At 29.0% G+C, this 12,895-nt stretch carries 11 protein-coding genes; 5 read left to right on the top strand and 6 right to left on the bottom strand.

The genetic code is table 11. The features are described from left to right. Nucleotides 1–4: 4 nt before the first annotated feature. Both BLV71_RS12755 and BLV71_RS12750 read right to left on the bottom strand, forming a co-directional pair. Nucleotides 5–1,360, bottom strand: a complete 1,356-nt coding sequence (locus tag BLV71_RS12755; RefSeq protein WP_093870925.1) for a 2TM domain-containing protein — start codon at nucleotides 1,358–1,360, stop codon at nucleotides 5–7. A 12-nt stretch (nucleotides 1,361–1,372) separates the two neighbouring features. Continuing rightward, nucleotides 1,373–1,786, bottom strand: a complete 414-nt coding sequence (locus tag BLV71_RS12750; RefSeq protein ID WP_093870924.1) for a DUF2141 domain-containing protein — start codon at nucleotides 1,784–1,786, stop codon at nucleotides 1,373–1,375. Nucleotides 1,787–1,981: 195 nt separating this feature from the next. Between BLV71_RS12750 and BLV71_RS12745 the strand changes: the two genes are divergently transcribed. Together BLV71_RS12745 and BLV71_RS12740 are read left to right on the top strand one after the other, a co-directional pair. Next, nucleotides 1,982–2,476, top strand: a complete 495-nt coding sequence (locus BLV71_RS12745; RefSeq protein ID WP_093870923.1) for an RNA polymerase sigma factor — start codon at nucleotides 1,982–1,984, stop codon at nucleotides 2,474–2,476. 8 nt (nucleotides 2,477–2,484) lie between these two features. Then, nucleotides 2,485–3,099, top strand: a complete 615-nt coding sequence (locus tag BLV71_RS12740; RefSeq protein WP_093870922.1) for a hypothetical protein — start codon at nucleotides 2,485–2,487, stop codon at nucleotides 3,097–3,099. A gap of 34 nt (nucleotides 3,100–3,133) precedes the next feature. Here the strand turns inward: BLV71_RS12740 and BLV71_RS12735 are convergent, their stop codons facing one another. Then, nucleotides 3,134–4,153: a threonine aldolase family protein gene (locus tag BLV71_RS12735; protein WP_093870921.1), complete on the bottom strand. Its 1,020-nt coding sequence runs from the start codon at nucleotides 4,151–4,153 to the stop codon at nucleotides 3,134–3,136. Nucleotides 4,154–4,178: 25 nt separating this feature from the next. After that, nucleotides 4,179–6,563, bottom strand: a complete 2,385-nt coding sequence (locus BLV71_RS12730; protein WP_093870920.1) for a zinc-dependent metalloprotease — start codon at nucleotides 6,561–6,563, stop codon at nucleotides 4,179–4,181. A 94-nt stretch (nucleotides 6,564–6,657) separates the two neighbouring features. Here BLV71_RS12730 and prfB point away from each other — a divergent pair, with 94 nt between their 5' ends. From prfB to BLV71_RS12715, 3 genes are all read left to right on the top strand, one after another. Further along, entirely contained in the window at nucleotides 6,658–7,764 is a 1,107-nt protein-coding gene (gene prfB / locus BLV71_RS12725) for a peptide chain release factor 2 (RefSeq protein ID WP_093872027.1), read from the top strand. 14 nt (nucleotides 7,765–7,778) lie between these two features. Next, nucleotides 7,779–8,120 carry an arsenate reductase (glutaredoxin) gene (gene arsC, locus BLV71_RS12720; protein ID WP_093870919.1) on the top strand — a complete coding sequence of 114 codons (342 nt, stop codon included), beginning with the start codon at nucleotides 7,779–7,781 and terminating at the stop codon, nucleotides 8,118–8,120. Nucleotides 8,121–8,233: 113 nt separating this feature from the next. Continuing rightward, nucleotides 8,234–11,056, top strand: coding sequence for a M16 family metallopeptidase (locus tag BLV71_RS12715; RefSeq protein WP_233487085.1), 2,823 nt, complete (start codon nucleotides 8,234–8,236; stop codon nucleotides 11,054–11,056). A 51-nt stretch (nucleotides 11,057–11,107) separates the two neighbouring features. On the opposite strand, the gene BLV71_RS12710 is transcribed toward BLV71_RS12715, so the two are convergent. Together BLV71_RS12710 and BLV71_RS12705 are read right to left on the bottom strand one after the other, a co-directional pair. Continuing rightward, nucleotides 11,108–12,061, bottom strand: a complete 954-nt coding sequence (locus BLV71_RS12710; protein ID WP_093870917.1) for a glycosyltransferase family 2 protein — start codon at nucleotides 12,059–12,061, stop codon at nucleotides 11,108–11,110. Continuing rightward, entirely contained in the window at nucleotides 12,061–12,840 is a 780-nt protein-coding gene (locus BLV71_RS12705) for a DUF3050 domain-containing protein (RefSeq protein ID WP_093870916.1), read from the bottom strand. Before BLV71_RS12705 ends, BLV71_RS12710 begins: the two co-directional genes overlap by 1 nt. Nucleotides 12,841–12,895 lie beyond the last annotated feature (55 nt).

Below are 12,895 nucleotides of genomic sequence, written 5' to 3'. Positions count from 1 at the left end.
CTTATTATTGGTACTTATCCTCTTCTTCCATTAGTTCTTTTATTTTACGCTCTTCCCAATTTCTTCCTAAAAACATTCTGTAATTATTTACTTCTAAGAAATGAAATATTACACCTATCCCCCATCCTATCATTGGAAACCAGAACCAATGAAATTGTGGTGATACTCTAAGGTTTATAAATATTAAAAAAGGTATTACTAAACAATATGAAATTAAATTTTGGTAAAATTCTTTAAGTTTCTCTAAACTCTCTACCGCTTTTACATATTTATTATTCTCTAAATCATTTGTATCAATTCTCATATCTTTTACTTTTGTTAACAGTGGTAAGCTCACTGTAAATGTTTTATTATTTTTTGTTATTTGCACATTTCTTTTGGTTATTAAACCATATCTATCTGCAATATTTCTTAATCCTACTTTTGTACTCTTTCCTATAGCTTCTTTAGGATTTATATTATTCTGTACTTGTAAGAAACCTTCTTCTTCATAAATTTTTATTTCTAAAGGTTTGTTTGAAGAAACTACATTATGTTTTACCGCGTTTTCAAGTAATAACTGTAAAGACAACGGTACTATTTTCAATTCAGGATTATTTAATGTTGTTGGAATCGTAAACTTTACAGCATCTTCAAAACGCATTTGTAACAACTCCATATATGTTTTTGCAAACAACAACTCTTCTTGAATTGGAACTAATTCTTTATTTCTTTGTTCTAATACATACCTATAAACTTTAGATAGTTTAGTTGTAAACTTTTCAGCTTGATATGGGTTTTCACCTATTAAAGAGGTTAATACATTTAAGCTATTGAATAAGAAGTGTGGATCTATCTGACTTTTTAATGTTTCAAACTTTGCCGTTTCTGTTTTGGCAACTATTTGTTGTTGCGTACTTTCTTTTTTTACTGATTCTTTCCAGTTTTTCATAAAGCCTCTCGCATGAAAAAAAGCAGCCATTCCTAAAGCTAACATTACAGCAAATAAATGTGTCCAAAATAATTCTCCTTTAAAAAAATTATTAATACCTCTATCAAAAATTATAATGTATTGTATATAATGAATTAATAATACGGCAATAACATTAAAAATAACTGTTGTTATAACTCCTGCCCAAACTCGTTGGTTTGTTTCTTCAACCCAACTCCATTTAGAACTTAAATAATCATTTATATAGCCATTTCCCATACCTAAAACGAACGAATACATTGCTGAAAAGAGAAAAATAATACCTGCTCCTTTAATACTAAACTGCCTGTTAACTATAATAAAAAACACCCCGAAAATTAATGTCATTTTTAAGCAAACCCAGAAATCTTGTTTTAGTTTATTTATTACGTTTTTATTTTCTGTATTCATTCTATTTGTATGTTAAAATCTAATTTCTAAAGATACGTTATTATCAATAATAGTAAACTTTGCATCTTCATATTGCGGTGGTCCAAAATTCATCACATTATTTGATGCACCATAGTTTTCTATCGGCATACCATTAGGTTGAAAATCCATTTTATTATTATTATTTTTATCATGATAACAAACAATTGCATATTCACCAGCAGGAACATCATCAAAAACTACTGTACTTTTTCCATTAACAATTTTTGAAGACTTTGCTTTTACTGGCTCTTTCATAAAATTATCTTTATTATATAAAGCATAACTTACTTTTCCTTTGTTAGATGTTACATTTACAACTGTTGCAGTAATTGTTTGCTTTTGAGCCGAAACTGTTTCTATTGTAAATACTATTATTAATACTAAAATACTTGTTAAAAATCTCATCTGTGTATGTTTTAAGTTTAATTACACTACAAATATCTAATCATAGTTGTGTTTTTTAAATTAAAAACTACTCAACTGTATTTTTTTTAGGCTGAATTGTCACTTGAATATTATAAATTATAAAAAAATTGAAATAATAGTGTAACGTTTCTTATTTTTGATCTACTTATTCAATATCAACAGTTACTAAACTTAGTGCAAACAGAACTCGAAAATAAATTTTTATCCGATTTTGAAACTAATCAAAATATAGTGCATAAAGTATGTAGAATTTATACTACTAACCAAGATGCTCATAATGATTTGTTCCAAGAAATAACTATTCAACTTTGGAAAAATTACAGCAAATTTCGAGGTGATGCAAAATTTAGTACGTGGATGTATAGAGTTGCTTTAAATACAGCCATTTCATTATATAGAAAATCAACTAGAACGATAAAGACACAAGATATTAGTGACTTTACTTATAAAATACAGTCTAATGAATATGATGATACAGAAGAGCAACAGTTAAAATCTCTATACAAAGCTGTTCATAAATTAAATGATATAGATAAGGCTCTTATTTTTTTATACCTCGAAGATAAAGCCTATAAAGAAATTGCTGCTACATTAGGTATAAGTGAAGTAAATGCTAGAGTGAAAATGAATAGAGCAAAAGATAAATTAAAAAAAATACTGACACCCTAACGTATTATATGGATGCATTAGATAAATACAAAAAAGCTTGGGATAATCAACCTAAAGAAACCAATAAGGTTTCTAAGGTAGATATATACAAAATGGCACAATCAAAATCATCGTCTATTGTTAAATGGATATTTATTATCGGATTATTGGAACTTATTATACCACTATCCATGTATCTATTTTTTGATTTAGACAAATTAGATGATACCTATGCTAAACTTGGTTTAGCTAATTATGCATTTTATTCTCAAATTATATTATATCCTGTTGTTCTTGTTTTCTTGTTTTTGTTTTATAAAAACTATAAAAACATTTATACAACTGATACCACTAAAGAGTTAATGCAAAAAATACTAAAAACCAGAAAAACTGTACGTAATTATATATTTTTAAACTTAGGGTATGCTTTTATCACTTTAATTGTAGTAGTGTTCGCAACTATAAAAACTCAATTTAATAATTTAGGCACTAAAGAAATAATTATAACATCCTTAGTATCTATAGCATTTGGTATACTTTTAATAGGCTGTATCTGGTTAATATACCAACTCTTATACGGAATCTTATTACGAAAATTGAATAAAAATTATAAAGAACTGGCTAAATTAGATAGTCCTAACTAAAAAAAGAGAAGCTTTTAAGCTTCTCTTTTCTATTTTAATATTCTTTTAATTCTTTTAATAGAATTGATAGCATATTATCTGTAAAATCCAAATGCGTTACTATTCTTATTTTTCCTTCCCCCATCGAAATTAGTAAAATTCCTTTTTCTTTCATTTTTTCCATAAATTCATCAGGGTTTATAGAGTCATTCACGTAAAAAATAATAATATTCGTTTCAATTGGTTCTACTTTTTTCACATAACTACAAGATGTTAATACATCTCCAATTTGTTTCGCCTTTTGATGGTCTTCCTTTAATCTATCTACGTGATTATCTAATGCATAAATAGCTGCTTCAGCTAAAAAACCAGCTTGTCGCATACCTCCTCCAAATAATTTTCGAACCCTTAGAGCCTTTTCCATCTGTTTTTTAGTTCCTATCAAAACAGATCCAACTGGTGCTCCTAATCCTTTAGACAAACATATAGAAATCGTATCGAACAATTCACCGTATTGCTTTGGGGTTTCATTCTTTGCTACTAATGCATTAAACAATCTTGCTCCATCTAAATGATATGCTAAATCATTAGATTTAGCTACTCTTTGTATTTTTTTTAACTCTTCAAAATCCCAACAAGCTCCTCCACCTTTATTTGTTGTGTTTTCCACACAAACTAATCTATTATATGGCGTATGAATATCATTTCTTCCAGCTACTAACCCTTCTAATTGTTCAGCAGTAAACATACCTCTATCTCCATCTATTAAACAAGAAGTTACTCCAGCATTAAATGCTGCTCCTCCACCTTCATAATTGTACACATGGGCCCATTTATCACAAAACATTCTATCTCCTGGTTGAGTATGAATTTTTATAGCTGTTTGATTTGCCATTGTTCCAGATGGAAAAAACAATGCATCTTCCATACCAAACATAGCGGCTACTTTTTCTTGTAACTTATTTACTGTTGGGTCAGCTTTAAATACATCATCTCCTACTTCAGCATTCATCATTACCTCTAACATTTTTTTTGTTGGTTTGGTAACTGTATCACTTATTAAATTGATTTCCATAAATACTTTTATTCTTCTTTTAATATTAATATCTCGTTCCTATCGGTGAACCATCAGGCATTTTAGGTGCTCTTTGTTTTTTGTACTTTAAAGGATTCTTTTTAAAATCTTGAATCATTTCCAAATATTGAATATCCATTAAATTCTTATTCTTCTTTGTAAGATAATTTACTAACTTATTTATTTCATTATTTGTTATTGCCTTAGCTTGAGAATATATATTCTTATCTACAATTATTGAAAACATTCCTTTCAACACTTCTTCTTTAACCATTTCATTTAATCCCTTATAATAACTATCATTAAACGATCTTTTAAACGTTTTAGTTATTAACTTGTCTAAAACTTCGCTTAACCCTAGTTGACTTTCATCTAAATTTTTATGTTGAATTAACCTATTTATCCTTTCTGGGTGCAGTAAAAAGCTTAATGTAAATTCAGTAGCAGTTTGCATTGCTCCATATGGATCAAAAGCAACTCCTGTTTTACTTTTAAAGCTTTCTCTAGTTCTATAATATCCATATGCACGTGGAGGAAATAAAGTTAATATTTTTTTAGGAATTCCTATTTTTTCTACATCAATTGTTTTTAATAAACTTTTTAACGCTTTACGCTCTGCTTTACCACTAACTCTTTCAACAACTTTTTCTTTTTGTCCTTTAACTGCATAGGTATAATCTAAACCTCCTATAGTTTTTGAAGTCGCATCAACTTGGTATCTATGAAAATAGTAAAGAGGTACAAATACATCTTCCAACACAGAGTATGGTTGTTTACTTTTAATATTGTCAATAGAAAAACTTTGGATGGCATGTGCTCTTATTTCTAAAATAGTATCTAATTCATCACTTGCGCTTTCTCCATTATCCCATAAATGTGCATACGCATGTGCACTCCCTTTAGAACGAGAATCTGAATCAGTTATAAATCGTAATCCTTGTGCAAAAGCATTCTCTAAAATTTTATTTAAGTTACTTTCTTCATTACTTTCAAAATCTTGATAAGCATAAGCTACGGTAACTTTATCCCATACTCCTATTTTAGTATCATATGCTTCTGAAAAATCTAGTGTACCATTTTTTAATGATAATTTAGGGTGTGGATAATCCATTACTGAAGACCTTCCATTTGTACTTGCTGCAAAATTATGTGCAAAACCTAAAGTATGACCAATTTCATGGGCTGATAGTTGACGAATTCTTGCTAAAGCCATATCTAAAGCAAAAGAATCATTTGCAGTATTATTTTTATAAGGAGCTTGTAAAGCTTGGGCAATTAAAAAATCTTGACGTATACGTAAAGATCCCAAACTAACATGACCTTTTATTATTTCTCCAGTTCTTGGGTCAGTAATACTTCCTCCATAACTCCAACCTCTAGTTGATCTATGGACCCACTGAACCATATTATAACGAACATCTAATGGATCTACTCCTTCAGGCAACATTTTTATTTGAAATGCATTTTTATAACCTGCTGCTTCAAAAGCTTGATTCCACCAACTTCCTCCTTCTAATAAAGCTGAGCGAACTGGTTCAGGTGTTCCTCTATCTAAATAATAAATAATTGGTTCTTTTGCTTCACTAATTGCCGCTGATGGATTTTTCTTTTCTAAACGATGTCTTGTAATAAATCTTTTCTTTATTGGTTCATTAACAGGGGTAGCATAATCCATATAAGTCATTTGCCAAGAACCACATCTAGGATCATACTTTCTAGGAGTATAATTATTATCTGGTAACTCCACAAAAGAATGATGTTGATGCACTGTTATTAAGGAAGCATTAGGGGCTACACTTCTAACATTATAGCCTTTTGGTTTTCCAGAAAAAGTAAGCATAATATCAAATTCTACATTTTTAGGAAATGCTTTAGTTCTTCCCAAATTAAATGCACTCTTACTCTTATCTAATCGATAACTTCCTTCCTTATTTCTAGCGAGTGTATTAGTTACACCATGAGCATCTCTCATAAAAAAACCTGTTGCATCAACCAAATATTTATTCTTTTTAGATTCTTTAATTTTAAATCCGTATAAAACTGATTTAGCAAAAGCTTCTTTTACAGATTCTTTTTCTTCTTTATTAGTAGTTATAGCTCTGTAGTCTTGATTAGGTTGAATTAATAATAATTTATTTCCTGCTTTTAAAAACTTAACCACAACACCATTTCCTAATTGCCCTCTATCTAAACCAATATCATTTGATCCAAGTCCTTCTGATAATGAATTAACATATAAAAACTCATTATTTAATTTAGTTACTTCTAAAAATATTTTATCATTACTTTCATCATAATAAAAAGTAAAATATCCTTTATACTTAGTAACTTCTTTATTTCCTTCAAAAAATTGTGAAAATCCAGAAAATGTTACACAAAAAAATAAAATAAATGTAGTTAGTTTTTTCATTATGTTAAATATTTCTATAAAAATAGAAAAATACTATTGGTTATTTAAAAACACTTCTGTCAATCTTAAATTTTAACTTATTTTTGTGATGATTATGATAACACAAGAACAGTTAAAAAATATCTCAGAGCGAGTAGTTAAACTAAAATCGTATTTAGATATTGATAAAAAATTAATTGAAATAAATAACGAAGAAGAAAAAACTGCCAATCCTGATTTTTGGAATAACCCAAAAGAAGCTGAAGCTTTAATGAAAGAACTTCGTTTTAAGAAAAAATGGGTTAATGATTATAACTCTATTGTTACTTTAAGTGAAGACCTTATTGTTTTATACGATTTTTATAAAGAAGGTGATGTTGAAGAATCTGAAGTTATTGAACAATATGAAAAAACAAGTACTCTTTTAGAAGATATTGAGTTTAAAAATATGCTATCTGAAGAAGGTGATAGTTTAAGTGCTACCATACAAATTACAGCTGGTGCAGGAGGAACAGAAAGTTGCGACTGGGTAGAAATGTTAATGCGTATGTATACCATGTGGGCAGAAAAACAAGGATACAAACTAAAGACACTTAACTATCAAGCAGGTGATATCGCTGGTGTAAAAACAGTAACCATCGAAATTGATGGTGATTATGCCTTTGGATGGTTAAAAGGAGAAAATGGTGTACATCGTTTAGTTAGAATTTCACCATTTGATAGTAATAATAAAAGGCATACTACTTTTGGTTCTGTATATATTTTTCCTGTAGCAGATGATACAATTGAAATAGAAATAAACCCAGCAGATATTGAAATAACTACTGCTCGTTCTAGCGGTGCTGGAGGTCAAAATGTAAATAAGGTTGAAACTAAAGTTCAATTAACTCATAAACCAACTGGTATACAAATTCAATGTTCAAATTCTAGATCACAACATGATAATAGAGCTACAGCTTTAAAAATGTTAAAATCTCAATTGTATGAAATTGAATTACAAAAACGATTAGCAACTAGAGAGAATATTGAAGCTGGAAAGTTAAAGACTGAATGGGGTAGCCAAATTCGTAATTATGTAATGCACCCTTATAAATTAGTAAAAGATGTTAGAACAGCTCATGAAACTGGAAATGTAGATGCTGTTATGGATGGAAACATAAATCCTTTTTTAAAGTCTTATTTAATGATGATGGGGCAAAAAGAAACAGATAAAACTTTTTAATACAAAAACATAAAATGATAAAAATATACCATAATAATAGATGTAGTAAATCTCGTTGCGGTTTGGAGATACTTGAAAATTCTGGAAAAAAATTTGAAATAGTTAAGTATTTAGATACGGTTCCTTCAAAAGAAGAGTTAAAAGAAATTATTACATTATTAGGCATAGAACCTTTGCAATTAGTTCGTAAAAACGAAAAGATTTGGAAAGAGAATTTTAAAGGAAAAGAATTAACAGACGATCAAATAATTGAAGCAATGATTCATTACCCAAAGTTAATAGAACGCCCTATTGTAATAAATGGCTCAAAAGCGGTTATAGGTCGCCCACCAGAAAATATCACTACAATTTTATAATATAAAGCTCTCAAGTAATTGGGAGCTTTCTTTTTAACACTAATTAACAACTAAAAACTTAGTTTGTAAAGTATTTGATGTATATTAGCTACTTAATCAAATACTTATTCACTATGAAAAAAATTCTTTATTCAATTTCTTTCGCTTTACTGATGACACTACCCGGGTATAGTCAGGCTTTAAAAAAAGCACCAAAAGGAAAAGAAAGTATTAAGTCAATGCCAATTCCAACCGACCCTTCTGTTAAAATTGGAAAACTTTCAAATGGTATTACCTATTATATTAAACAAAACCCTAAACCAGCTAATAAAGTAGAATTGCGTTTAGCAATCAATGCAGGTTCTATTTTAGAAGATGATGATCAATTAGGAGTTGCTCATTTTATGGAGCACATGAATTTTAATGGAACCAAAAACTTTAAGAAAAACGAGCTAATTGATTATTTACAATCTATTGGTGTTAAGTTTGGAGCTCATTTAAATGCTTATACTGGTTTTGATCAAACTGTTTATATTTTACCTATACCAAGTGATGATGATAAAAAACTTGAAAAAGGTTTTCAAATTATTGAAGATTGGGCGCATGGAGCTCTTTTAAATGGTAAAGATATAGATGAAGAGCGTGGTGTTGTTTTAGAAGAATATCGCTCTAGAAGAGGTGCAGATAGCCGTATGCTAGAAAAATACTTACCTAAAGTTATGCATGGCTCTAAATATGCTAAAAGATTACCTATAGGAACCAAAGAAAGTATTGAAACTTTTAAACATGAAAGTATTCGTCGTTTTCATAAAGACTGGTACCGTCCAGACTTAATGGCTGTTATTGCTGTTGGTGATGTTGATGTTGCTACTTTAGAACAAAAAATAAAAGCTCATTTCGAAAGGATTCCAGCAGTAAAAAACCCAAGAAAAAGAAAAGTTTCAACTTTAAAAAACCACAAAGAAACATTTATCGCAATTGAAGCTGATAAAGAAGCTGCTTTTTCAAGAGTACAATTAATGTATAAAGACTATGATGAAGCTAAAGCAGATGTAACTATCAATGATTACAGAAATTCTTTAGTTAAGTCATTATTTTCTCAAATGTTAAATAACAGATTAAGTGAATTAAGAGAAAGTGAAAAACCTCCATTTGTTTATGGTTTTAGTTATCATGGAGGAACTTGGGCTAGAGGTAAAAATGCATACCAATCAACAGCAGGAACAAGTGCTGATGGCCAATTAAATGGGTTAAAGGCTTTATTAAATGAAAATGAAAGAGTTAAACGATATGGTTTCCAAGCCGGTGAGCTTGATAGAGCTAAGAAAAATGTAATTGCTCGTATTGAAAAAGCTTTTAAAGATAAAGACAAAAGAGAGTCTAGAAGAATAGTTGGGCAGTACGTAAATAACTTTTTAGAACAAGAAGCTATTCCTGGAATTAGTTGGGAGTATAAAGCTCATATGGGATTATTACCTTCTATTAAATTAGAAGAAGTAAACAGTATTATTAAAAACTTTTTACATGATGATAATCGAGTGGTTGTTATAACTGGCCCTAAAAAAGTAGTTACAGAATCGCAAGTTACCCAAGCTTTAAAAGAAGTTAAAACAAAAGAATTAAAACCATATGAAGATAAAGTAGTTGCTACTTCATTAATTACAAAAGCTCCTAAGTCTGGTACAATTATTAGTACTTCTAAAAATGATAAATTAGGAACAGTTACTTTAGTTTTAAGTAATGGTGCTAAAATTACTTACAAAAAAACTGATTTTAAAAATGATGAAATTTTATTTGATGCTTTCAGTTTTGGTGGTACCTCATTATATAGTGATAGTGATTTAAAAGCTACTACTTTTGCCAACGGAGCATTATCTCAAGCTGGAGTTAATGGATATTCAAAAACTGATTTATCAAAAATGATGTCGGGTAAAATTGCTCGTGTAACCCCATATATAGGTACATATAGTGAAGGCTTTAGAGGTTCTGCTTCTCCTAAAAACTTAGAAGATATGTTTCAAATGGTTCATTTATATTTCACCTCTTTAAATAAAGATGAAAAGGCTTTTAAATCATTTGTAAATAAACAAAAGAGTTTCTTAGGTAATTTATTAGCTAGTCCAAACTTTTTCTTTCAAAAAGAAATGGGTGATTTTATGAATGCTGGTAATCCTCGTTATTCAGGATTCCCATCTCCAGAGGCATATGATAAAGCTGACTATAACTTAGCTTACAAAAAATATCAAGAACGTTTTGCTGATGCTGGTGATTTTAATTTTTATTTTGTTGGTAATATTGATGAAAAAAAATTAGCTGAATATGCAATGAAATATATTGCTGGTTTACCTAACAAGAATTCGAAGGAAAACTATAAAGTACATAACTTTCGTCCAAAATCTGGAAACCATACAAAAACAATTCAGAAAGGAAAAGCACCAAAAAGTAATGTTAGAATAACATATCAAGGGAAAGCTAAATACAATAAAAAAGAAGCTTTAGCTTTTTCTATTTTAGGAGATGTAGTTGCTATTAAGTTAACTGAAAAACTTCGTGAACAAGAAGGTGGTGTATATTCATCAAGAACACGTGGTAGAATATCAAAAATGCCTTACGGTTGGTTTAACTTTAGTATTTCTTACCCTTGTGCACCTGAAAATGTTGAGAAACTTAAAAACATTTCTGTTAACCATGTTGCTTCTGTTATTAAAGATGGACCAACTGAAGAAGACGTAATGAAGGCCAAAAAGGGAATGATTTCAGATTATAGAGATGACCTTAAAAAGAATCGTTTTTGGTTAAGAACTATTAAAAACATTGATTATCAAAAGAACGAGGCTTCTGATCCAAGTGATTTTGAAAATAGAATTAATGCTTTAACTAAAAAAGATATTCAAAACGTAGCTAAAAAATATTTAACTAATGGCTATATTTTAGGAGTTTTAAACCCTGAAAAATAAGACACTCAATAAATTAATAATATACAAAGTCCTCAATTTAATTGAGGACTTTTATTTTTCTATAAACTTAGATTGTAAGAACCCTAATCCATACCCATAGAATTGAGTTAATGTTGTAATTATACTCAAAAAAGCAACTTTAAAGCTTTTGTTTTCAAATAATGAATTTAAAAAAAGTATTACAAAATAAAATGCATAAAAAAGAATAGGTATCCAACTACCAAATAATAATAAAATGATAGTGATATCTATTCCAATAATAAATAAACTTGGAAACCAATAAGTAATTTTAGCTGTTTCAGGGTATTTTCTATTTAATTTAGGTCTTGCAGTACCAAAAGCAAAAGTTTGTTTAAAAAACTGTTTAATAGTAGTTCTCCGCTTATGGTACACAAATGCTTTTTCCAGTAATTGAGTATTAAACCCACTTTCTAATAAACGGAAACTTAAATCAATATCCTCTCCAGCCTTTAATTTAGAAAAGCCTTTTGTTTTTTCAAAAGCTTTTTTAGATAACCCGAAATTAAAACTTCTTGGTTGAAATTTACCTACACTTTTCTTTTTTCCTCTAATGCCTCCTGTAGTTATAGTAGAAGTCATAGAATAGTTAATTGCTTTTTGAATGGCAGTAAAACTATGATGAGCCGCATCAGGCCCTCCAAAAGCATCCGTGAAATTTTTAGTTAATTCGTTTTTAACTATTGACAAATATTTTTGGGGTACAATTACATCTGAATCTAGTATAATAAAATAATTTCCTGAGGCCTTTTTCATTCCATAGTTCCTACTTAAACCTGCTCCAGTATTTTCTTTATAAAAATATTTTATATTTAATTTAGCATTATACTTTTCTACTATACTAACAGATGACTGATCAGAACCATCTTCAATAATAATAACCTCAAATTCATCTTGATAATCTTGTTTTGTGATACTCTCTAATAATTCATCAACTTCATCAGGACGATTATACACAGGTATTATTATAGAAAAATATAACTCCATTAAACAAGTGTTAATTTCTTATTTTTTTTCGCAATTCCATTCCAAAGTGCTATTCTTTTTTCTAATGAAGCTTTTGCGTAATAAAGCACATCATTCCACTTTTGTTCATCATTTCCACATAACTCTTCAATCATTTGCAAAGCTAACGGGCCATGTTCTCCTCCATCTAACTCAATATGTCTGTTTAAATAAAAAAGTAATTTACTATAATTTGTATTTTCCTTTTCTTCTGTTTTTTTAACAATCTCAATAAACATATCTGGTATTACATCTTCTCTTCCAAAAGTAAAACTAGATGCAATTATGTGAGGTTCTTTTGTATTAATTACTTCAAAAGTAAATAATAAAAACTCTTTTGTTTCTTCATTTATTGATAACTTACCTATAATATTTTCAATACTTTTTCCTTCTATTAATTCAGAAATAAAAGTTGAAATTTGCAATGTATTAGCTTTTACTTGTTGCATTGCATCTATATACATTTCAAAATGGCTTCTAGGTTCTCCTAATTCATTTAAATCGGTCTCCTCTTCTAAAACTATTCCATTAATAAAACGAGCTGCAGTCGAATTAATAACTGGTATCCAAGGTAAGTTTGTACAAGTTAGCTGTTGTTGTAAGGCTTTCAATAATGACATAAAATCCCAAACAGCAAAAACATGTTCTTCCATAAATACTTTTACATCATCAATTGTATTTAATGATGCATATAATTCATGCTCTCTTAACTCTAACCTTAACCCTTCTAACTCTTTCTCTATTAATAAAATACGATCCATACTCTTTTAGTTTCAATAAAAAATGCAAATCTAACGATTTGCATTTTATGTTTTT

This window comes from Tenacibaculum sp. MAR_2010_89 (assembly GCF_900105985.1).
Taxonomy (GTDB): Bacteria; Bacteroidota; Bacteroidia; order Flavobacteriales; family Flavobacteriaceae; genus Polaribacter; species Polaribacter halocynthiae.
This window is presented reverse-complemented; position numbering and strand designations above follow the sequence as displayed.

Excerpts from the sequence above, each read along its gene's own strand:
- BLV71_RS12730 (WP_093870920.1), bottom strand. The coding sequence starts at position 6,563 with ATGAAAAAACTAACTACATTTATTTTATTTTTTTGTGTAACATTTTCT.
- BLV71_RS12705 (WP_093870916.1), bottom strand. The coding sequence starts at position 12,840 with ATGGATCGTATTTTATTAATAGAGAAAGAGTTAGAAGGGTTAAGGTTA.
- BLV71_RS12735 (WP_093870921.1), bottom strand. The coding sequence starts at position 4,153 with ATGGAAATCAATTTAATAAGTGATACAGTTACCAAACCAACAAAAAAA.
- BLV71_RS12750 (WP_093870924.1), bottom strand. The coding sequence starts at position 1,786 with ATGAGATTTTTAACAAGTATTTTAGTATTAATAATAGTATTTACAATA.
- prfB (WP_093872027.1), top strand. The coding sequence starts at position 6,658 with ATGATAACACAAGAACAGTTAAAAAATATCTCAGAGCGAGTAGTTAAA.
- BLV71_RS12710 (WP_093870917.1), bottom strand. The coding sequence starts at position 12,061 with ATGGAGTTATATTTTTCTATAATAATACCTGTGTATAATCGTCCTGAT.
- BLV71_RS12715 (WP_233487085.1), top strand. The coding sequence starts at position 8,234 with ATGAAAAAAATTCTTTATTCAATTTCTTTCGCTTTACTGATGACACTA.
- BLV71_RS12740 (WP_093870922.1), top strand. The coding sequence starts at position 2,485 with ATGGATGCATTAGATAAATACAAAAAAGCTTGGGATAATCAACCTAAA.
- BLV71_RS12755 (WP_093870925.1), bottom strand. The coding sequence starts at position 1,360 with ATGAATACAGAAAATAAAAACGTAATAAATAAACTAAAACAAGATTTC.
- arsC (WP_093870919.1), top strand. The coding sequence starts at position 7,779 with ATGATAAAAATATACCATAATAATAGATGTAGTAAATCTCGTTGCGGT.